Genomic DNA, 21,099 nt, shown 5'->3' with positions numbered 1-21,099 from the left:
CAATGACAAATGTTAGCATTATAGTTTTAGACTTTGGCTCTCAATACACACAACTCATCGCTCGTCGTCTTCGTGAAGATAAAATATACTGTGAAATCCTTCCTTTTCATACAAAAGCCCAGGATATTGCAGCAAAAAATCCTCAGGGTATCATACTCAGCGGAGGCCCCTCTTCTGTATACAACAAAGATGCCTATGAAGTTGACAAAGAGGTTTATAAAATGGGCATTCCCATTCTTGGCATCTGTTATGGGATGCAAAGAATTGCAGTAGATTTTGGCGGTTCGGTTATACGCTCTGACCACCATGAATACGGAAAAGCAGAACTTGACATAGTCGGCTACCCTGACAATGTTTCCCCTCTTTTTAAAGATTGTGACAATCACACTACAGTCTGGATGAGCCACTCGGACAGAGTCGAAACACTTCCTGAGGGTTTTAAGGTAATCGCCACATCTGACAATTCACCGTATGCGGCCATTGCAAATGATGAAAAACGTGTCTATGCGCTTCAGTTTCACCCGGAAGTACAGCACTCTGAAGAAGGCTACCTGATGCTTCGTAACTTTGCAAAAAATATCTGCGGAGTGACAGAAAAATGGAAAATGGAGCATTTTCTCAAGCAGCAGATTGAATCCATCCGTGAACGTGTCGGCGATGCCAAAGTGCTTTGCGGATTAAGCGGAGGCGTTGACAGTTCTGTTGTAGCAGCAATGCTGTATGAAGCAATAGGTGATCAGCTTATTCCTGTGTTTGTAGATAACGGACTGTTACGTAAAGGTGAGAGAGAGCAGGTTGAAGAAGTTTTCAAAGTAAATCTCAAAGCGCCTCTTGTTACTGTGGATGCAGCGGATAATTTCCTGACAAAACTGGCAGGAGTGAGTGACCCTGAACAAAAACGTAAAATTATCGGGCATACTTTTATAGAAGAGTTTGAAAAAGAGGCGAAAAAGCATGACGGTATTAAGTTTTTGGCACAGGGAACACTCTACCCGGATGTTATCGAATCAATCTCTGTCAACGGCCCCTCAGAAGTGATTAAATCTCATCATAATGTCGGCGGTCTTCCTGACTGGATGGATTTTGAACTGATTGAGCCGCTGCGTGAACTTTTTAAAGACGAAGTGCGTAAAATCGGACTGGAACTGGGACTTCCGGAGAGTATGATTAACCGTCATCCTTTTCCCGGACCTGGTCTTGCCATTAGAATCATGGGAGATGTAAATGTTCCTGATTTGGATCTTCTGCGCGAAGCAGATGTTATTTTGCTGGATGAACTCAAAGCAAGCGGGTATTATGCAAAAACATGGCAGGCTTTTGCCGTGCTTTTAAATGTAAAATCAGTAGGTGTAATGGGTGACAACCGTACCTATGACAACACGGTATGTATCAGAGTTGTAGAGGCGGTTGATGGCATGACAGCAACATTCGCACATCTGCCGCATGATCTGCTGGAGCGAATTTCAAGACGTATTATCAATGAAGTGGATGGGATAAACCGTGTAGTTTATGATATATCTTCAAAACCACCTGCAACAATCGAATGGGAATAAAATCGAGAAAAATTTCAATGCACTTTGAAATGATTTAGGCATCGGCATAGATTAACTATGCCTCAACCTAAAAACATTCAAAATTACATCAAACTTTTTACGATTTCCATAAACGAGGAAATTTCAATGCATAATAAGCCCATTTACCTTTTTTCTGTCTCTTCTCATCCTGATGCTGTACATGTAAACTCTTTGGATATTACTTTTTTTCAGCCTGAAATTGATTTTTCCAAATACGATTATTTTATTATTACCTCAAAGCAGGCATCAAAAGCGTTACAACAGTATGAGAAAAAAGAGTATATAAAGAAGCCGGCGCTTTGCATTTCAAAACAGAGTGCAAAAAGTTTTGAAGATTTAGGGGGGCAGGTTCTGGCTGTCGGTAAGGGGTATGGTGATACTCTTGTGGAAAAAATCAAACAATACCCAAAAGAGACAAAATGGCTTTATCTGCGTGCTGAGTTTGTTGCCTCTGATTTTGTCTTTACATGTAAAGAAGAGGGATACTGCATAGATGAAAAAATTGTCTATGCAAGCAAATGCAGTGAAGAGTTGTTACATGTAACAGTGCCGCAGGAGGCTATACTTATTTTTACCTCTCCTTCGAGTGTAGAGTGTTTTTTAAGCAGGCATACTTTGCTGCACACACACAAAATAATAGTTATTGGCAAAACGACGGCAAAAGCACTGCCAAAAAACTGCTTCTATACTCTCTCTGATGAGACAACTATCGAGAGTTGTATGCAAATAGCGTATTCTCTAAAATAAAAACAAGCATATTTTTAGTATAATTATCCTGTTAATCTGAGTAGTTCGTGTCAGCACATATATGCGGGTTCTACATATTCACAACGTGAACCAGTAGGGTTGTTGTGTGTCGGTGGTTTCGCTTGAGGTATGTTGACTCTGCCGATGAGATTGCCGCCGTTAGACAACCCTCTCTTCACCCAAATTCGGCTTTTAGAACCAAGCCAATAGTGCGACGGCTGCTCGGGTTACATATTATTTAGACGCTATCGGAAGTAATTCCGCTAACTACGTTAACACTAGGTTTTACCCTCAAGGGGCACAAAAGCCTTCAGCAGGAAGCTCACGCACCTGGGTGCTTTTTTATGTAAAGAATTTTTTTATTTTATGGTGGTGAGATAAATAAATTTTTTTAACAACTTATGGAGATACAAATGAAAATATTGATATTGGGGAGCGGTGGACGAGAGTACTCTATTGCCCGTGCTATAAAAAATGAAGAAGCAGAACATGAGCTTTTTTTTCAGCCTGGAAACGGTGCAACAAACAATCTGGGAACAAATCTCGATATCAAAGATTACAATGATTTGGCAGTATTTGCTAAAGAAAATGAGATTGATTTGACTATAGTAGGGCCTGAAGCGCCTTTGGTGGATGGTGTTGTTGATATATTTAAGGCAGAGGGGTTGACAATTTTCGGACCAGGCAAAGAAGCCGCACAGCTTGAGGGTTCAAAGGTTTATATGAAAAACTTTTTGGCAAAATATGACATTCCTACAGCAAAATACATAGAGAGTGATTCGATAGAAGAGCTGTTTGCGTTTACAAACAGACTGCAGACACCGATCGTTGTAAAAGCAGATGGTCTGTGTGGCGGAAAGGGTGTTATCATTGCACAATCCCATGATGAGGCAAAAAAAGCAATTTCTGAAATGCTCAGCGGAAAAAGTTTCGGTGATGCGGGTAAAAAAGTAATCGTGGAAGAGTTTTTAGACGGATATGAACTTTCTATGTTCGCAGTATGTGACGGGAAAGATTATATTTTACTTCCGGCTGCACAGGACCATAAACGCCTGCTTGACGGCGACAAAGGTCCAAATACAGGGGGAATGGGTGCCTATGCCCCGACTCCGCTTGTAGATGAGGAACTGTACCAAAAAGTGCGAGAGCGTATTATACGTCCGACGCTTGAGGGAATGCAAAAAGAGGGTGCCCCTTTTGAGGGTGTGCTTTTTATCGGTATTATGGTGGTAAACGGTGAGCCGGTTACTCTGGAGTTTAATGTACGTTTTGGAGATCCTGAATGTGAAATTCTTATGCCGTTAATGACCTCAAGTGTCTCTGACATGTTTTACAAAGCGGCAACAAACCGCTTGGGCGAGATCAAAGTAGAATTTTCAGACCAGTATGCTGTCGGTGTGGTTATGGCGAGTGAAAACTATCCCTACGGACCATCAACACCTGCTGAAATTATTTTGGATGATGTCAAGCATAAAGAAATAGAAGAAAATACACATATCTCTTTTGCCGGTGTTACAATGGAAGACGGGAAACTCTACGCAACGGGTGGACGTGTTCTGGTATGTGTCGGTTTGGGTGAGAGTATCAAAGAGGCCCGTGACAGAGCCTACATGAGATGTGGACAGGTTCATTTTGCAGGAAAAAAACTTCGTACAGATATCGCCTACCAAGCTCTTTAGGAATTTGAATTTTGAATGAAGAGATTGAAAAACTTCTCAACCGAGAACATTTACAGCTCGCCTCTGTTAAAAAAAGGGCAATGGCATTTTTTATAGATGAAATGCTTCTCTCTTTTTTGCTTATTATCGCAATGTCTGATTCATTTGCCAATGCACAGACGGTTGAAGATATTATTATTCTGACAAATACCTATGTTATGCAGTATATTGCAATGAAAATAGTCTACCAGACTTTTTTTGTAATGCAGTACGGGGCTACTTTGGGGAAACTGGCAATGAAAATAAAGGTTATTGATATACGCACATTGGACAATCCGAACTTTGCAGTAGCCCTCAACAGGGCAGTTTTCAGGATTATAAGTGAAATGATTTTTTATCTTGGTTTTGTATGGGGGATGTTTGATCCGCAGCGCCAGGCATGGCATGATAAAACCGCAAAAACTTTGGTGATAGATGCTTAAATATTTTCTTTTTTTCCTGCTTGCCTGTATGAGCATTCTGACTGCAGATGACAAGATTGAAATATACGCATCATCTGTCAAATCAAAAAATAATATTGTGTATGCGGACGGAGGAGTCACTGTTGTTTACAAAGATTATTTTTTAACTGCCCAAAGAGCGGTGTATAATCAAAAAACGAAAGATTTGGAACTTTTTACAAAGGTACGGCTCAATCATAACAAAAAGTACAAGATACTCGGAAACTATGCAAAACTCAATTTGGCAAAAAAAGAGCGGTACTTTAAACCGCTTTATCTGCTTGAGAATAAATCTGATGTCTGGATCAGTGCAAATGAGGGTGAATCAAAAGGGGTATTTCTGGATATCACTTCAGGTTCAGTCAGTGGATGTGACCCTGTAGACCCTTTATGGACAATGGAGTTTTCCTCATCGGACTACAATACAGATTCCAAATGGATTAATTTATACAACGCACGGCTTTATATTTATGATATCCCGGTATTTTACACGCCTTATTTTGGCTACTCTCTTGATACGACACGGCGTACCGGTCTTTTGAAGCCGTCTTTTGGCATATCTTCAACAGAAGGGTTTTATTATGAACAGCCCTTTTATATTGCAACACAGAACTGGTGGGATTTAGAAATAAATCCACAAATCAGAACCACAAGAGGAAAGGGACTCTATACTACTTTCAGATTTGTGGATTCTGCTGTTTCGCACGGAGAATTCAAAGCAGGATATTTTAAAGAAAACGAGGACTATTATTTAAGATATAATCTGCAAAACCAATCCCATTACGGATTTAATTTTAAGTATGACAATACAAATCCTCTGAATCAATGGCTTGGACTGGACTTGCCGGGACAATCCGGCATATATGCAGATATTAACCATATGAATGATGTTGACTACATTAACCTTGCGCAAAACAACAATGCCCTGCAGCAGGCAACCGCAACACAGGTACTCTCAAGAGTAAACATTTTTTACAATACAAACGACAACTATATAGGCACCTATTTTAAATATTATGAAGATTTGACACTCCAGACAAATGACAATACACTGCAAAAACTCCCAACTGTTCAATACCATCATTATGTAGATACTTTTTTTAAAGATCATTTGCTGTACTCATTTGATGTGCAGAGTAATAATATTCAAAGAATTATAAACAAAAAAGTAATTCAAACAGATGTAAATCTGCCTGTAACACTTCAAACGCCATTGTTTGGTGAATATATCAATCTTTCATACAAGGCAAATCTGTATCTGCAGCATTCTCAATTTAGCGGACATGAACAAAATCCAATTCCTGGTTTTGAATATCATGACGGTTTTTATGCAAGTAACTACCATACGGTTGCTGTTTCAACACAGCTGACAAAAGGATATGAAAACTTTAGTCATGTTGTAGGCTTGGAAGTGCGTTATAACGCAAAAGGCTGGAGTAAAAAAGATGGTTTTTATAAGGATAATATGGACTACTGTTCAGATTTTACAAATAAGGCAGATCCAAATTATGCACAAAGATGTGAGTTTTATAATATAGCAACAATTGAGAATGATACACAGATAAACTTTCAGCAATATTTTTATGACAGTTCTGCGCAGGAGATTGTTTATCACAGACTCTCCCAAAACATCTCTTACGAAAATACAAAAGAACGGTATGGAGATTTGGAAAATGAACTTGACTATAAAATAACAAGTTTTTTGTCTTATTACAATAACATGTTTTATAATTATAAAGAAAAGAAGTTTTCAAAGATTTTGAATCAGGTGTCATTCAACAGGTATGGCGTGAAAATTGCACTCTCACATTTGTATAAAAATACTTTTTTGCCAAAAACAGATACCTATACACCTTATACAAGTTATCTCACATCAAATGTAAAATATACTTACAACAAACACTATTCCTACAATACAAGCTATAATTATGATTTAGAATCAAAAGAGAGAAAAAGTTTCTCTTTCGGATTTTTGTACACAAAGCGATGTTGGGATTTTGGAGTGCAGTATACCGAAAACAACAGACCTGTTTTGACTACAGTCGGGAGTACAAGTTCCTCTGTCTATGACAGGTTTATATACTTGACTGTTGTATTGAAACCCTTAATGAAAGCAAATGCCGGCAGCTCTTTTTTATCGTATAAATTGCCGGATGATACAAAATAGGATGCAAAAAAATGCAAAAGTATAAGCATATTTTACAAGACAGAGAAGATGCAGCACAAAAGCTTCGTGATGTACTGCCTATGCAAAAATTAAAAGAAGAAGCGTGGAATATTGTTGCAGTGTCAAAAGGCGGACTTGAATTGGCTTCATTGATAAAAGGCAAGTTGAAAAACAACCTGGAAATTCTTTTTTTAGAAGCAATTATGGCACCAAACAATCCTGAATGTGAAGTTGCCAGAGTCAGTGAAACAGAGGAGATTGTACTCAATGAAGAGTTGATTAATGCCTTTGGAATACAGTATGATTATATCTACGGAGAAGCTCATAGAAAGCATGAAGAAGATATACTTAGCTATATATACAAGTATCGCAAAGGAAGACCGTTTCCTCCCATGAAAAACAAGATTGTTTTACTTGTAGATGAGGGAAGTGAGACAGGAAGCAAGTTTATGACTGCACTCAAAACAGTTTTGGCCCAGAAACCAAAAGCAGTTTATATTGCCAGTCCTGTACTGCCAAGAGATGTTTTAGAGTTGTTAGAAACATTCGTAGATGATATATTTTTTCTGTATGACATAGATGATTATGTAGAAACATCATTGTATTATAAGAATTTAACAATAATGGACGATGAAGAAATAGAAGAAATACTCAGTAAAGATTTAAAGGATAACAGATGACGTATGATGTAAAATTAGAATTAGAAAACAGAGTGGAAGAATACTCCTTTGGTGATGTTGCCAAACAGGCAAACGGTTCGGCATGGCTTAAATCAGGCAAAACTGTAATACTTGCGACAGTAGTGATTGATGAGACTGAAATTGTCAAAGACGATTTTTTGCCTCTGACTGTACAGTACATAGAAAAAACATATGCAGCCGGAAAAATTCCGGGAGGGTTCTTCAAACGTGAAACAAAGCCGAGTGATTTTGAGACCCTGACATCACGAATAGTGGACAGAAGTCTGCGTCCCTTGTTTCCAAAAGGATTCGGGCACCCGACACAAATTACCATTATGGTATTTTCGGCAGATGCTGAGTCTGACATGCAGGTTCTGGCTCTTAATGCCGCTTCGGCTGCACTTTTTACTTCGGACATAGATATAAACAGCAGTGTATGTGCGGTTCGCGCAGCAAAAGTAGACGGGGAGCTTGTATTGAATCCAACACTCTCACAGCTGAAGAACTCTACACTGGATTTGTATCTTTCAGGAACGAAGAAAGATTTACTGATGATAGAGATGCGTTCTATCGGCAGTGAAAAGGTTGAGGTTGAAGAGACCTACGAGCCGATGCTTGACCCGATGATGGATCCGAGTCTTGGCACAATAGTGGTAGATACACATGTATCCAATGCAATGCCTGAAGATGAACTGATAGAAGTGCTTGATAAAACAGAAAAAATTCTTTTTGCTTCAAATGTTGAATATGAAGTGGCCTTTGGACCGTACCAAAAAGAGATAAAACCTCTGGAACTCAAAACAGACGGTTTAAATGAAGAGATGGTGGCTTTTGTGAAAGAACGTCATATGCAAGATATCATAGATGCTATGAACCAAATGGCAAAATCCGAACGTTCAACTGCTTTGCGAAACCTGAGAAAAAGAATTCTTACCAATAATCTGGAGTGGGATGAGCTTGAGCTCAAAGCAGCCATAGAAGCAGTCAAAAAAGAACAGGTACGTGCACAGATACTCAATGAGAAAGTAAGAGCCGACGGACGTACACTGACAGAAATACGTCCTATCAGTATTGACACAAATGTATTGCCTGCTGCACATGCCTCTTGTCTCTTCACACGTGGACAGACACAGGCTCTTGTTGTTTTAACAATGGGCGGACCAAAAGATGCACAAATGTTTGAAGGCTTGACAGATTCCGGCACTCAAAATGAAAACTTTATGGTGCATTATAACTTTCCGGGATTTTCGGTAGGGGAAGCTTCTCCTATTATGGGAACTAAAAGACGTGAACTCGGACACGGAAATTTAGCAAAACGTGCGCTTGAGCCGATACTCAACCTTGATGGACAGACAGTGCGTCTGGTGTCTGAAATACTGGAGTCAAACGGTTCTTCTTCAATGGCAACTGTGTGTGGCGGGTATCTCGCGATTAAAGCTGCAGGGCTTGAGACAAGTGATACGGTTGCAGGTATTGCCATGGGTATGATAAGTGATGGAGAGCGTTATGCCATTCTTTCTGACATTATGGGTCTTGAAGATCATGATGGAGATATGGATTTCAAGGTTACCGGTTCAAAAGAGGGCATTACCGCTATGCAGATGGATATCAAACTCGGTGGTGTAAGTCTGAACATTTTAAAAGAAGCACTGTATCAGGCAAAAGAGGGACGTGCGTATATTATTGATATTATGCTTGATGCAGAGGCTAAAATAGAATTTAATGACGGCGTACTCCCTGTTACAGAATTTTTTCATATTGATCCGGGATTTATCGGTGAAATTATAGGTCAGGCAGGAAAGACAATCCGTGAAATGATTGAAAAATTTGAAGTGGCGATAGATATAGATAAAAAAGAGGGAAAAGTTAAAATTACCGGTAAAAACAAAAATGGTGTAGAGGGAGCAAAAGAGCATATCCAAAAAATTGTCAATGCACCGAAAAAAGAAAAAATAAAATATGAAGTAGGCGGAAAATACGAAGGGACTGTGAAAAAAATCGTTGACTTTGGTGCTTTTATAGAGTTGCCTGACGGAACAGACGGCCTGTTGCACATATCCAAACTTTCAAAAGACAAACGTGTGGACAATGTAAGCGATATTTTAAGTGAAGGCGATAAAGTAAAGGTGGAGATTTTAGAATTTAAAGGAAATAAAATATCTTTAGGTCTTGCATAAGAGAATATTTAGCAAAACTTTCATATAATGCGCTTATCAATTTCTAGTAGGGAAATCTGGGCATTTATGTTTAGGTTGCTTCATTACATGTAATGAGGTTACGCTATCCGAACGGATTGTAATTATTTCAAGGAATATATTATGAAAAAAATTCTTTTTCTTTTAGTAGCTTTTTCTGCTGCTGCATTCGCAAATGACGGTGAGGTTGCCAACCAAACTCTTAAAGCATACTCAATGATTGCTGCCGGTCTCGGTCTTGGTCTTGCTGCATTAGGTGGAGCTATCGGTATGGGTCATACTGCTGCTGCAACTATCGCCGGTACTGCACGTAATCCGGGTCTTGGTGCTAAACTTATGACTACAATGTTCATCGCTCTTGCAATGATCGAAGCACAGGTTATTTATGCACTGGTAATTGCGTTAATCGCACTTTATGCTAACCCGTATTTAGGATAATCTTTAAAGATTACTAAATATACCTCAGACTTGACTCTTTACGAGTCAGGTCACTTTTATACCACACAAATGCGCAGGTGGTGGAACGGTAGACACGCAACGTTGAGGTCGTTGTGCCTTCGGGTGTGGGGGTTCAAATCCCCCTCTGCGCACCATAACCCCCTATTTTACGGACTTTCAAAGCAATATTTAAAAACTAGGTAATCCCTTACTTACCCCTTATTTATAAACGACAATCGAATTATCAAAATTTTCTAACTGTTTATCTAAATAATTAACATATACATCATACACCATTTGTGTATTAGCATGACCTAAAAGCTGCGCCAATTGCACAGGAGATACAAGCTGATTATAAAGCATATTTGTAGCATATGTATGACGAGTATTGTACGGACGTCTGTACTCAATTCCAAGTTCTTTTAATGACGGTTCCCAGAACTTATAAGTAAATACATTGTTATCTCTATATGGTTTTTTATACTGGTTTATAAATAAATACTCATAATCATGCTTATAGTAAATCGCTTCTAAATATGGCAATAAAGAATCAATAATAGGAATCTGCCTTATGCTGTATTTTGTTTTGGGTGTACTTTCTCCAAATATACCACGAGAACGGGAAACTTTTATTACCCGATTTTTAAAATCTATATCAGTTTTTTTCAAAGCAATAATCTCGCCACTACGCATACCTGTATAAAATGCAATAGCTAGATAATGTTTATAATTAAAATTCTTAGCATGATTTAATATAATATAAACTTCGTCAGCAGTAAAAGGCGTTATAGTAGGTTTTTCATATTTAGGCATTCTTATTTGCTTAACCGGATTTTTTGAAATAACATCATCATATAAAGCTTCTTGAAATATTCCACTAAGTACACCTATATAATGTTTTTTAGATTTTGCACCTACATCATCAATATTATATAACCACTTTTTAATATCAGATGGTTTGATGGTATCTATATCTTTATCTTGAAAATATGGATTTATACGAGCAGAAACAATATTGTTATATTTATAATATGTTGATGGTTTTAATTCATGTTCTTTAAATTCAAGATATAAAGATGAATAGTAATTAAATTTCATTTTATAATTTTCTATGCAGTACTAAATCAAATTCTTTTAAAATACATTCTAAAATATACTGCCTTTCATCATTGTTATCTATGCTAGAAAGTTTTTTAATCAAATTCTTCGCTTTTCTTTTAATACGCTGTCTATCAGTATAATTTTGGCCAACATAGTCATATTGATGTTTGATAAAATTATCAGGATTGAAATTGCACCATAAACTTTCTATTCTTTTGCCACCTCTCGACATACATTGCGTTTCAAAATAATTCCAACCTGGCAACATAGACATATACAACTCAGACTTATAACCACTAAGTAAAATATAAACATTAGAATACTTATTTGAAATTTGCTCAAGCATAGATAATAATTGTATATGCTGGCCAATCGTAAGTTCATATTCATACCTACATTTATCTACACAAGTTCTTGTTTCATGGAGATAAGGCGGGTCTAAATAAATACAAATATTTTTTCCGGACAATATAGAAGAATTTAACAATGTAGGCAGCTCAATAAAAACATCTCCGTTAATCAAATCAACATCAAGGTACTGCATAGAAAGTTTTGAACATAGTGCACTTGAAATTTCAATACCAAAATTTAATTTTGCTTTCTTTTTAACAGAACTGATAAACCCCGTTCCAAAAAAACATTCAATATAAACATCATGCTTTGGAATTTTATTTATAATAAATTGATAAATACCAGATGAACCTTTTCTTCCTAAATATTTCATTTTAAAACACCTCACTTTCAATTTCTTCCTGCAATTCCTCAATAGCTGTGAGTTTCAGCCACTCACCCACATCATAGCCACGCTCAATAAGCAGATTACGAGTATACAAATAATGCTTATCATCCACAGTATCTATATCCAGGCCTTGAAAATATTGATACAATTCATAATCATTCATTTGATACGGTTTTTTTCTTTGTACTATAAGAATATCAGTCAAAGGAACAGGCTCAATGCCGAGTTCTTTTAGCTTTGCATTACCTACATTATGTTCTTTAAGCTTAAAGTTATAAGTCATGTATTCCTTACCATCAATAACCACTTCTATAGGCTTTGGCGGAACTTCTTTGTATATACTCTCAAAACCGCTGTCAAGCTGTATTGTCTTGCCATCTTCACTTAGTCTGTCTTTATGCTCTATCTTTTCTGACCAGTTCACGGGCTTTGGAACATAAAGCGTACCGTATTCATTCTCAATAAGTGCAATTTTATCGCTGTCTTTGTAGTAATAAATATTGACCTCTTCACGGCGGTAAGCCTCTGTTAGCTCTTTAAGCTCATATTTTCCCTGTAGCCGTCTGTATATTTCGAGATTTACAAAAGTACGTGATGTATAGAACCTTGAAATACCGTGATACAGATACCACAATGTTAAATTTGATATATTTTTATCTTCTCTTAAGTCGTCAAATGTCTTTAAAACATACTTCATTAAGTAGTGGACCGGCTTTCTGATGTCAGTTTCAATTTGCCCCATTGGTGCAGGGTATAAACGCTTTAAAGCTTTGATGATACGCTCTTGCTTATCCTTTGGCACGAATAAAGACATATGGACGTGTGGCGTACCGTCTTCATGCGGTTCCGTTACACGAAAGTAACAACGCTCTTTTTTATCTATAGAAGTATAAGAACGGTCCATATAAAAACGCTTCAACATTTTAGATAGTTCTTTAGAAGCATTACGAGGGGAATATTTATCCATAGGACTAAAATCTAAATCAGGCTCAACCATACCAACCCGCTGGACTACATTACAATTTAAGATTTTATAACCATTTATTTTTGTAATATATTTGCGACCGCCGAACTGCTGATTAAAAATCATAATCTTATCAGTTTTTGAATTTGGGTATTTGCGTTTCATGGGATGCCATACAGACGGGAGCGTAAGCGTAAACATCAAATTCACAAGTTCATTTTCACGGGCATAATCGAACATATTCCAAGCCCTGTGTTGAATCTCTGCAATATATCTATCAGAATTATTATAAGAATTTTGCACGAAGTCAGCATAAGGCACAAAGACATCATTATCAATCCTAACACCGTTTGAATTCATAAATTCAAGATTGTTGTGTAATTTTTTTAAAGCATATTCTCTTTGATAGCTTGTTAAACCATAATTTTTCATTTTGTCACTTCCTTTTAAATTTTGTCAAACAACTTTTTATAGATAGCCAAGAGGCTCCGCCTTTTACTCCCGCCCTCGTACCTCGGGCGGAAGCAAAAGAGCGTTAGCCTTACTATCTAAAACTTCAATGGCGATGGTAATATTACTGCTAGAATCAGTTTTAAAATCATACGTGAACATTTTGCCCAGGTATGGAATATTGCATAAAACAGGCACTCTTATATTTGTTGATTCCTGCTTTTTTTGCTTGATTCCACTCAATAATAGAATCTGGCCATATTTCAAATTAGTAATAGAATTTAAATATCTTTTGTTTGTTGATGGCGTGAGATTATCGCCTGTAGTATTTATCAAGTCTTCAATAGTCAAATCTAAATCAAGCGTCACAAACTCTTTTAAAATATTTGCAGTACCGTAAATCTTAAGCCCGACATCCTTATATTCATAGCTGTTATTGTTCTGAACAGTGTTACTGTCTGTTTGAGTGTTTTGCACAAGATACGGAATATTCTGCACACTCTCAAACTTAAATTTATGATTGTTTTGAACCAGGACATAAGGAAACTGCTTTATATTTATCGTGTTGTTGGAATTTAAAAAACGAATCGCCGAATAAAAAGAAGTGCTACTTAATATATTTCTGGCAGTTGAAAGAGGAAAAATCAAAGAATTTACAGCAGACTGAACAGTTCCATCCAAAGCCTGATATGTATTTGAAAGTGTAATACCCTTTTCATCTTTAACATTATCATCAAATGAAATAATTATAAATTTAAGCATGACCTGTTTTGCCTGTTTGTCGAGGGATTTTAAAAAAGTAGCAATTTTTTCTTTTTGCAGATAATTACAACTTACTAAAAAAGTATTATTTGATTTGAAAAAAGTATATTTAAGATTCAATAATTTCAAATACTTTATAAAATCATCAGAACAGTTGTAAGTTAATGTAAACATATATTGAAGAATTTTAAACTCTTTTTTCTTTTGCAAATAATAGAAATTACCTTTTTTTATCAAACGTAAATTTTTCTTCTCTATTGCAATTTTAAAAGCCTGAAATAAAATTTTAGGGCTTTTAATAACAGGAATATAAAAAGATATGTTTTGCTTTGTCAAATCTTCATCTATAAAAATATTTACATGATTAGAACTTGCAACAGACGAAACAAAATCATCTAAAGTTACAGATTTATAGTCCGGTAAAGCTTGTAAATTATTTACCAAAAGTAGAAATAATACTATCAGTTTTAAACTGTCTAACTTCATCAGAACCCCCTTTTATAAAATTTAAAAAAGACCTATCTACAGAAACAGAAATATATACCTGACTAAATACATGACGAGTGTTGATAATATTTAAATTAAAATTTTGAGTGGCAAAAGTTAATAATTTTATATCAATATATAAATCTTTATAACTGCACATCTCCTCATTACATTTAAAAAGCATATACATAGAATCAGAATAATCTTTGTCTTCTGATTCAGATTCAACAATAAAACCATTATTGACAGATTGAGAAACAGATTTTTGAACAGGTGCAGAGAATGAAGTAAAAGCAGAATCTTTAGTAATTCTATCTTCAATGGAAAATTTATAATATCCATAAGCCAAAGCAAACAATACAAACACAAAAAATATTGCTATATATATGAAACGCTTAATGACATTCTTAGATTCAACAACATCACCGGACTTATAAAGTTTAAATACTTCCTGACGTTTAGGTACTTTTATTGTTTCAACAAATGAATCTTTTGTCATTCGTGACTCTGTATAGTACATGTAATTAAAATATTTTTTATTTAATGTAAGTGATGAAGATTTTGCTTTGTAAAAAGCCTCTGCAAGTGGTTTATATTTAGGATGTACCAAAGAAAGATTTTGTGTAATTAAATATATATCATGATAAAGGTGTCTGTGATATGTAAGCCACCAAACTTTTACTTTGTTATCCATATCAAAAAAATTATGACACTCATCCACGACAAAAAGAGATTTATAAATCTTCAACTCTTTTGCTTTTTTAATAAGCTCCGAATCAGAAGCTTTATGGATCTTCTTTTTTTGCTTTGAAGCAGTAGAAATTTTTTCACGATAAGCTTTAGCTTCCTGGAGTGTCATTCCAGATTCTAACAATTCGGACAAAGTCTTACTCTCATAATTTGAGTTTAAATCATCATCTGAATTTTGCTCAATACCGTGAGCCATGTTATAAAGAATTTGTAACTTTTCTAAAAACTCATCAAAATCCAATTTATAGACATTTTTTGTCAATTTGAAATTGAATTCATTTATGTTTGTATAGCAGTTTTTTAGTTTTTTTTAAAGTAAGCTTTGTTTTTTTTGGAATTTTTTTAGTGAAATTGTCATAAATTACGTTAACGCCGTAGTATGTTTTCCCACTGCCTGGTATTCCTAAAAAATATGCTATCATTTTTTATTTCCAAAAAGATAAAATTTGTTTAGCAAAAAAAGCAGATATAACAATAGATAAAAAAAGATTTAAACCAGTAAAAATACCAAACTGACATAAAATACTCGTCATAGGTAAAGTATGCAAATAAGAAGAAAAATAAGTCATAAATTTATCAATAACAAAATGTAAAGCAATACCAAAAGGTATTATCAAAGCAACTTTAACTAAATAATCCATATAAACAACCTTTTAAGAAGTTCTAAATGCCATAATGACACCACTAAAAACGAACATAAAAATAATCATAGTCCTAAAAATTTCCAACGGCCAAACATTCAATAAATCTTGTGAAAAAAAGACAATAGTACGACCATGAAAAACAATTGAATAAGTCGGAACAACACCACATGAAGAACTAGCAAGACCATTAGTATAATCACGATTCAAATAAGTATTAAAACCTTCATTCAAAACATTATTAAAAGAATCAACAAGTGAAGAAGAATCTTTAGATAAAGAATCAATATCACGCAAAGGTTTTAAAGAATTATCAATATCTTCTAACTTACCATCAATAGAACCCAATTTGTTATCAATAGAACCTAATTTGCTATTTGCGTCTGAAAGCTTCTGATTAGTCATTTGAGACTGACCGATTAAAGCCTGTAACGAAGAATCGACTTTGTCAAGAGAACCATTTATAATTCCAACAACCCCGCTGTAATCTGTTACAGTAGCATTTGTATCAATATTAAAAGTCGAAGTAACATTACTATCACGAGTTATATTAATATCATTATTTGTATCAGTAGGTGGATCTGGCTGAGTTGTAGGAGTAATTTGTAAATCAGTCGTAGAAAAATCTGATTTAGCTATTTCTCCACATGAAACCTGCTTAAAAGTCTTCACTCGATAATCACTGGTGCAGTCATACTCTATATACTTATTATTACATTGTAAATTATAATCCTGTATATCTAAAGAAATATAGCACAATGGCTGATTACAATAATCATAAGTCCAGGATTTTGCCCATAATCCGGAAGTACATGCTGCTTTAGTATCATCTGAAATATAATCGCTTACAGTATCACTGGATTCTGTATCTTTTGGAACTTCACAAGTTTTAGCGGTCTTATTCCAGGTCAAACCGTCATTACAATAAAAAACTTCAAACATACAACCGGCGGGATCATACAATCCGCCATAATCATAATTTATAATTTTCGCATAATTTATTGTATTTTCATAAACTTGACCCGCAATACATTCTTCTGGACTAAGATTATTATCTTTTAAAAATTTAGGAATTCCTTTTTTAGTAGAATCAGGAAAACCGGCAGAATGTTGTAAAGGTACACAATCATTATTTGAATTTAGTATCTCATCATTTGAACAAGTAGCTTTGGCAGGAGCATAACAAGAATTACAAATAGGAGCACCACCAGTTGTACCTGGTGCATACTGTGCCTGTACTGAAGAATTTAAATCATCCCAATTTTTACAAGAACCATACTCCATTGGATATTCAATAAAACCATCTGGAACAGTGTCAGTACAACCAGTACACTCAGGACCCCATACATATTTTATATATGTTACATAACAACTGCCGTCACCAGTAGGCTCTGAAGCCGTAAATTTTGTAACACCGTCATTACCCCAATAATAACTAGGTACAGATTTACAAGAATCAATAACAGTGCCTTGAGTTATAACTTCACTAAGATTATAAGAAATGTTTACAGTAGGATTAACAACACATTCGGCAAAAACTATATCAGAAAAAAATAAAATAAAAAAAAAGAATTTTTTCATAATCAATGCCTAGTCAATGCCAAAGCACCAAATAACGGAGCTAAAACTATTGTAAGATTCAAAAAGATTGAAGCGAAATAGTTTATTGTCGCTATGTCTGTTATTTCAAAATAAATCATTTTTTCGCCTTTGATGTATTAATGACTTTTTGAATACTTTTTGTTGTCTTTATTAAGTGTTCTTCAAACTGACTTACAACCTCATAGAGTTCTTTTAACTCCCTCATTTTTCTGACTCTATAGTCATATAAAAACAAAGTCAAATAAAACAATATACCCCACGACAACAATAGTACGGACTGAATTAAATATATAGAATCAATCATTTTTCTTTACCTGCCTGCATAAATAGAATTATTGTAAAAAACATAAAAGTAAAACCGAAAAGTAAACCGGTGAGAGCTTCCAGGAAATGCCAATCTTTTACATCCATTCCAAGGATTAACCAGGATTCAGGCTTACAAATAGAGTTATCTGCATCCCAAGTATAACCAGAATGTAAATCTTTGATAGTATTATTTTCACGAGTAGAAGACCATTGACCGTCTGATGATTTTAAAAAATATACACGACTGTTTTTAATATAATAATCTTCAATACAAATAGGAGTATCTTTATCATAAAGAAAAGATGCAGAAAGACTTGACAATAAAAAAGAGATAAATAATATTTTTTTCATAATCAAACCTTTTGTTACAGGGGAAAAATCCCCTATTTTTTAGCCATATGTATGGCTTTGTTAATGCCCCAAAAGATGCCGAGAGAAACAAAAGCAATAGTCATAAGCCCAGTCAAACCAGCAATATCCAAAGAAGGCATCTCAGGCATATTTAACCTCTACCTGCGAAAGAAATAGCTTTACGAACGCCCCAAATAGCCGCAAGAGCAGTTATAACAATAACACCTACACTAGTAACATCAGTTGTTGAATAAGCAATACCAGTTAAATCCATAATGGACTCCTTTTATTTTTTTTTGCAGGTCGTGAAACTCTGCACTAAGTATTTCACGCTACTTAATGCAAGGCTTCTGAACTTTTTAAGAATCTTTTAGCTCTGAAATTAATTCATCTCTTTTGGTTCTTAATCTTGCTATTTGTTCTTTATAATCAATTCCAAATTTGTTTTGAAGATAAACTAATCTATTTATCTCTAATTGATACATTCTGATTAAACTTTTATTCAAAACAATTATCCTTTTGCGGTTTAGGGGAGAGAGTTACCTCTCTCAGGCACTTGTTAAGAAGTTGGAAGTAATCTTGTTTTCCAGTTCTCGACAAGCCTATAAACTTGGGGCGGTGCCACAACGGCTACGCCTCTACCCTGCGGGTGCCTTGTTGTTAAGACTTTTTAGCTGTCTCTTTTCTTTTAAACTTTGAATAATCAAGCGGATTCTTTTCAAGCTCGAGCACTGGCATGGATCTATCTGCATAAAACTTAACTCCCCACTGGTCTACTTTTGCAGTGTAAGCAATGGCGATTGTTTTTCCTATCTTTTCTTTGAGTTCGTCATAATATTCTTCATCAACATTTACAGTTTCAACAGATACTTTTCTGAAACCTTCTTCGTCAATACCGTCAAACATTACTGTAAGGTCTGTGCTGTACTTTACTTTTTCAGTTTTACGATCTACCATTTCTATCGGCTTTACTTCTAAAAGCTGTCCTATCATATGTGTTGTCATCTGTCACTCCTCAGTGAATTAATTTTTAACTTAACTACTGTCATAATTAAGTATGTAGAACACAGAAAATGAATTTTTCTTTTTACAGGGAAAAAATAAACCCTGCTAATGACTCACGGTTTCTATGCTCTACATATCTAACTAATATCACTTCAATTTTTTAACCCCCGAGAAGTGACTGACGAGGGACACAAGCTTTTAACGTCTTCCTGGTGCTGGACGTGGTACCGACCGACTTACATCAAGCTCAATGCATTGTTGTGTGATTGCGGGATTCTCTTTCAATATCAGCAGATATCCAAACAAAATGTAAACTATCCTGAAAATTGAAAATTTCAATTGGATCAGGAATATCATCTCTTATATCATTAGTGTAATCTGCCCATTCATCTTTATAATAAACCTGAATATCGCCATAAAATTCATTTTTAATACAAAACTTAACTGCTTGTATTTCAGATGAAAATCTATGAGTTTCTTTTTCAGTATCAACTAAAAAAGTATAAAAATTGCCTGAATAATCTCTTTCTATTTTATTTAAAACAATTTCTTTTTTGAGCTGTTTTTCAATATTATTTGGATTATTAGACTTTGTAGAAATAACCTTTAAATTATCTCCGTCTTGTTGAAGCTCAACACCTAAGATTAACTTGTCTTTTGAGTCATAAATATCGAGACAACGGGAAGCAGGATAAAATAAAACTCTATGAGATGAAACATTGAATTTTTGTGATTTAAGTCTTTTTTTGATATTATGAGCGGTAGAAGTGACATTACTCTTTTTATGAACAACGTTAGAAGATTTTACAGAGCAGTCTATATATGATATGAACTCGGTTGTAGGGGATAGTTCCATATTTAGGAATGGTTCTATCAAAGACGGTCTTTTTATGTTTTCTTGTTTTACTTGCATTTTGTCACTCCTTAAATGTAAACTATGTTTACGTTTTATATTTATATTGTAAACTATTATAACTTTAAGAGAGCTTAATTATAATTATATTTGCAATTATTTTAACGTTTTATATTAAAAAAGGTAAACTAATATGACAAAAGAAGAATTGGCAAAACTATTAGGTACAACAAGACAAAATCTAAATAAGTGGGAAAAAGAACGACCAGATTTAGTTAGACTTATAAATCAAGGTTTAGCACTGGACCAATCTATCGAAGAAACTCGCAAACATTTAGAAAGATTAGAAGAAATAAAAAAGAATGCCAGCTCTGGGAAATTTAATTTAAAAGGAAAATAAATGAGATTAATAATAGCATTAGTTATTGCACTGATTATAACAACCATAATCGGACTATCTGGTTACACATTTTACAAAAACATTGACTTAGAAAACATACTCAAAGAAAAAGAAAAAAAGATTAAAGAACTGGACTATCAAAACCAACTATTAAAATATGAAATAAAAAATAAAAAAGACTTAATAGAAAGATATCAAAAAAACAATAAACAATTATTTAATCAAATTAGAGATTTAAAAAGTAAAATAAACAATAGAAGTACTATAAAAAATATAAGTATTCAACCAAAAAAAAATTATACTAACTATACAAAAAAGCAAAATTTTTATAAAAATAATCAATCAAAAAAAAGATATAAAAAAGCTAAAACAAATTATAAAAGATATCAAAGATATTCAAGATACGAAAAACTAGTATCTGACTCAAAAATAAGAAGAAGAAAAGATGGAAGATTTGTATCAAATTCTGCAATATATGGAATTTACAAATATAGACTAACAGGAGGAATATCCTGCGGAGGAAATCCAAATATATATAAAATAGTAAATGAATGTAAAGCATATGCACCATATAGTACAGACATTTTATATTTTAGAAAAAGCAATATAAATGATTTAAGAACATTTAATCCAGCAGACCACAAAATAGAATGTTTATATAATCAAGAACACGGATTAATGCAAGATTGTAAAGTCAAAATATTTAAATATTTATACAAATAATTAGAAA

At 34.6% G+C, this 21,099-nt stretch carries 22 protein-coding genes and 1 tRNA gene; 11 read left to right on the top strand and 12 right to left on the bottom strand.

Annotated features, from left to right (window positions below; translation table 11 throughout):
* Window positions 1-2: 2 nt before the first annotated feature.
* The 9 genes from guaA (at window position 3) to LCX93_RS11095 (ending at window position 10,114) form a co-directional block, all read left to right on the top strand.
* Window positions 3-1,553 carry a glutamine-hydrolyzing GMP synthase gene (gene guaA, locus LCX93_RS11135; RefSeq protein WP_226066344.1) on the top strand — a complete coding sequence of 517 codons (1,551 nt, stop codon included), beginning with the start codon at window positions 3-5 and terminating at the stop codon, window positions 1,551-1,553.
* Window positions 1,554-1,679: 126 nt separating this feature from the next.
* Complete coding sequence (locus LCX93_RS11130) at window positions 1,680-2,321, top strand: uroporphyrinogen-III synthase (RefSeq protein ID WP_226066343.1); 642 nt, start codon at window positions 1,680-1,682, stop codon at window positions 2,319-2,321.
* Between the two features lie 413 nt (window positions 2,322-2,734).
* A complete protein-coding gene (purD, locus tag LCX93_RS11125) occupies window positions 2,735-4,000 on the top strand; it encodes a phosphoribosylamine--glycine ligase (protein ID WP_226066342.1) in 1,266 nt (421 codons plus the stop codon).
* An 11-nt stretch (window positions 4,001-4,011) separates the two neighbouring features.
* Window positions 4,012-4,461: an RDD family protein gene (locus LCX93_RS11120; protein ID WP_193150591.1), complete on the top strand. Its 450-nt coding sequence runs from the start codon at window positions 4,012-4,014 to the stop codon at window positions 4,459-4,461.
* Window positions 4,454-6,646 carry an LPS-assembly protein LptD gene (locus tag LCX93_RS11115; RefSeq protein ID WP_226066341.1) on the top strand — a complete coding sequence of 731 codons (2,193 nt, stop codon included), beginning with the start codon at window positions 4,454-4,456 and terminating at the stop codon, window positions 6,644-6,646. The genes LCX93_RS11120 and LCX93_RS11115 overlap by 8 nt, the downstream gene beginning before the upstream one ends.
* Window positions 6,647-6,657: 11 nt before the next feature.
* Complete coding sequence (locus tag LCX93_RS11110) at window positions 6,658-7,326, top strand: phosphoribosyltransferase (protein WP_151899441.1); 669 nt, start codon at window positions 6,658-6,660, stop codon at window positions 7,324-7,326.
* A complete protein-coding gene (locus LCX93_RS11105) occupies window positions 7,323-9,503 on the top strand; it encodes a polyribonucleotide nucleotidyltransferase (RefSeq protein ID WP_226066340.1) in 2,181 nt (726 codons plus the stop codon). Before LCX93_RS11110 ends, LCX93_RS11105 begins: the two co-directional genes overlap by 4 nt.
* Before the next feature lie 141 nt (window positions 9,504-9,644).
* On the top strand, window positions 9,645-9,959 hold the full coding sequence (locus LCX93_RS11100; RefSeq protein WP_151899443.1) for a F0F1 ATP synthase subunit C: 315 nt from the start codon (window positions 9,645-9,647) through the stop codon (window positions 9,957-9,959).
* Window positions 9,960-10,030: 71 nt separating this feature from the next.
* Window positions 10,031-10,114, top strand: a tRNA-Leu gene (locus tag LCX93_RS11095).
* A 64-nt stretch (window positions 10,115-10,178) separates the two neighbouring features.
* Here LCX93_RS11095 and LCX93_RS11090 read toward each other — a convergent pair.
* The 12 genes from LCX93_RS11090 to LCX93_RS11040 form a co-directional block, all read right to left on the bottom strand.
* Window positions 10,179-11,057 carry a tyrosine-type recombinase/integrase gene (locus LCX93_RS11090; protein WP_226066339.1) on the bottom strand — a complete coding sequence of 293 codons (879 nt, stop codon included), beginning with the start codon at window positions 11,055-11,057 and terminating at the stop codon, window positions 10,179-10,181.
* Between the two features lies 1 nt (window position 11,058).
* Window positions 11,059-11,784: a DNA adenine methylase gene (locus LCX93_RS11085; protein WP_226066338.1), complete on the bottom strand. Its 726-nt coding sequence runs from the start codon at window positions 11,782-11,784 to the stop codon at window positions 11,059-11,061.
* A 1-nt stretch (window position 11,785) separates the two neighbouring features.
* Window positions 11,786-13,195 (bottom strand): rolling circle replication-associated protein, encoded by a 1,410-nt coding sequence (locus LCX93_RS11080; RefSeq protein ID WP_226066337.1) that lies wholly within the window; start codon window positions 13,193-13,195, stop codon window positions 11,786-11,788.
* A gap of 63 nt (window positions 13,196-13,258) precedes the next feature.
* The gene (locus LCX93_RS11075) at window positions 13,259-14,461 is read right to left on the bottom strand and encodes a type II secretion system protein GspD (RefSeq protein ID WP_226066336.1); all 1,203 of its coding nucleotides are present in this window, start codon (window positions 14,459-14,461) and stop codon (window positions 13,259-13,261) included.
* Complete coding sequence (locus LCX93_RS11070) at window positions 14,409-15,452, bottom strand: zonular occludens toxin domain-containing protein (protein WP_226066335.1); 1,044 nt, start codon at window positions 15,450-15,452, stop codon at window positions 14,409-14,411. The genes LCX93_RS11075 and LCX93_RS11070 overlap by 53 nt, the downstream gene beginning before the upstream one ends.
* A 184-nt stretch (window positions 15,453-15,636) precedes the next feature.
* Window positions 15,637-15,852 carry a hypothetical protein gene (locus tag LCX93_RS11065; RefSeq protein WP_226066334.1) on the bottom strand — a complete coding sequence of 72 codons (216 nt, stop codon included), beginning with the start codon at window positions 15,850-15,852 and terminating at the stop codon, window positions 15,637-15,639.
* Window positions 15,853-15,864: 12 nt separating this feature from the next.
* Window positions 15,865-17,433, bottom strand: coding sequence for a hypothetical protein (locus tag LCX93_RS11060; protein ID WP_226066333.1), 1,569 nt, complete (start codon window positions 17,431-17,433; stop codon window positions 15,865-15,867).
* 321 nt (window positions 17,434-17,754) lie between these two features.
* Window positions 17,755-18,111 carry a hypothetical protein gene (locus LCX93_RS11055; protein ID WP_226066332.1) on the bottom strand — a complete coding sequence of 119 codons (357 nt, stop codon included), beginning with the start codon at window positions 18,109-18,111 and terminating at the stop codon, window positions 17,755-17,757.
* A gap of 151 nt (window positions 18,112-18,262) precedes the next feature.
* A complete protein-coding gene (locus LCX93_RS12600) occupies window positions 18,263-18,385 on the bottom strand; it encodes a hypothetical protein (protein ID WP_255613223.1) in 123 nt (40 codons plus the stop codon).
* Between the two features lie 85 nt (window positions 18,386-18,470).
* On the bottom strand, window positions 18,471-18,617 hold the full coding sequence (locus tag LCX93_RS11050) for a hypothetical protein (RefSeq protein WP_226066331.1): 147 nt from the start codon (window positions 18,615-18,617) through the stop codon (window positions 18,471-18,473).
* Window positions 18,618-18,771: 154 nt separating this feature from the next.
* Entirely contained in the window at window positions 18,772-19,116 is a 345-nt protein-coding gene (locus tag LCX93_RS11045) for a hypothetical protein (protein ID WP_226066330.1), read from the bottom strand.
* Between the two features lie 247 nt (window positions 19,117-19,363).
* Window positions 19,364-20,029, bottom strand: a complete 666-nt coding sequence (locus tag LCX93_RS11040) for a hypothetical protein (protein WP_226066329.1) — start codon at window positions 20,027-20,029, stop codon at window positions 19,364-19,366.
* Window positions 20,030-20,162: 133 nt separating this feature from the next.
* Between LCX93_RS11040 and LCX93_RS11035 the strand changes: the two genes are divergently transcribed.
* Window positions 20,163-20,369: a helix-turn-helix domain-containing protein gene (locus LCX93_RS11035; protein ID WP_226066328.1), complete on the top strand. Its 207-nt coding sequence runs from the start codon at window positions 20,163-20,165 to the stop codon at window positions 20,367-20,369.
* Window positions 20,370-21,092 (top strand): hypothetical protein, encoded by a 723-nt coding sequence (locus tag LCX93_RS11030; RefSeq protein ID WP_226066327.1) that lies wholly within the window; start codon window positions 20,370-20,372, stop codon window positions 21,090-21,092.
* Window positions 21,093-21,099: the final 7 nt, after the last annotated feature.

It is taken from the genome of Sulfurimonas sp. SWIR-19 (assembly GCF_020410885.1).
Taxonomy (GTDB): Bacteria; Campylobacterota; Campylobacteria; order Campylobacterales; family Sulfurimonadaceae; genus Sulfurimonas; species Sulfurimonas sediminis.
Note: the sequence above shows the minus strand (reverse complement) of the source record. Positions and strands in the feature narration are given on the sequence as shown.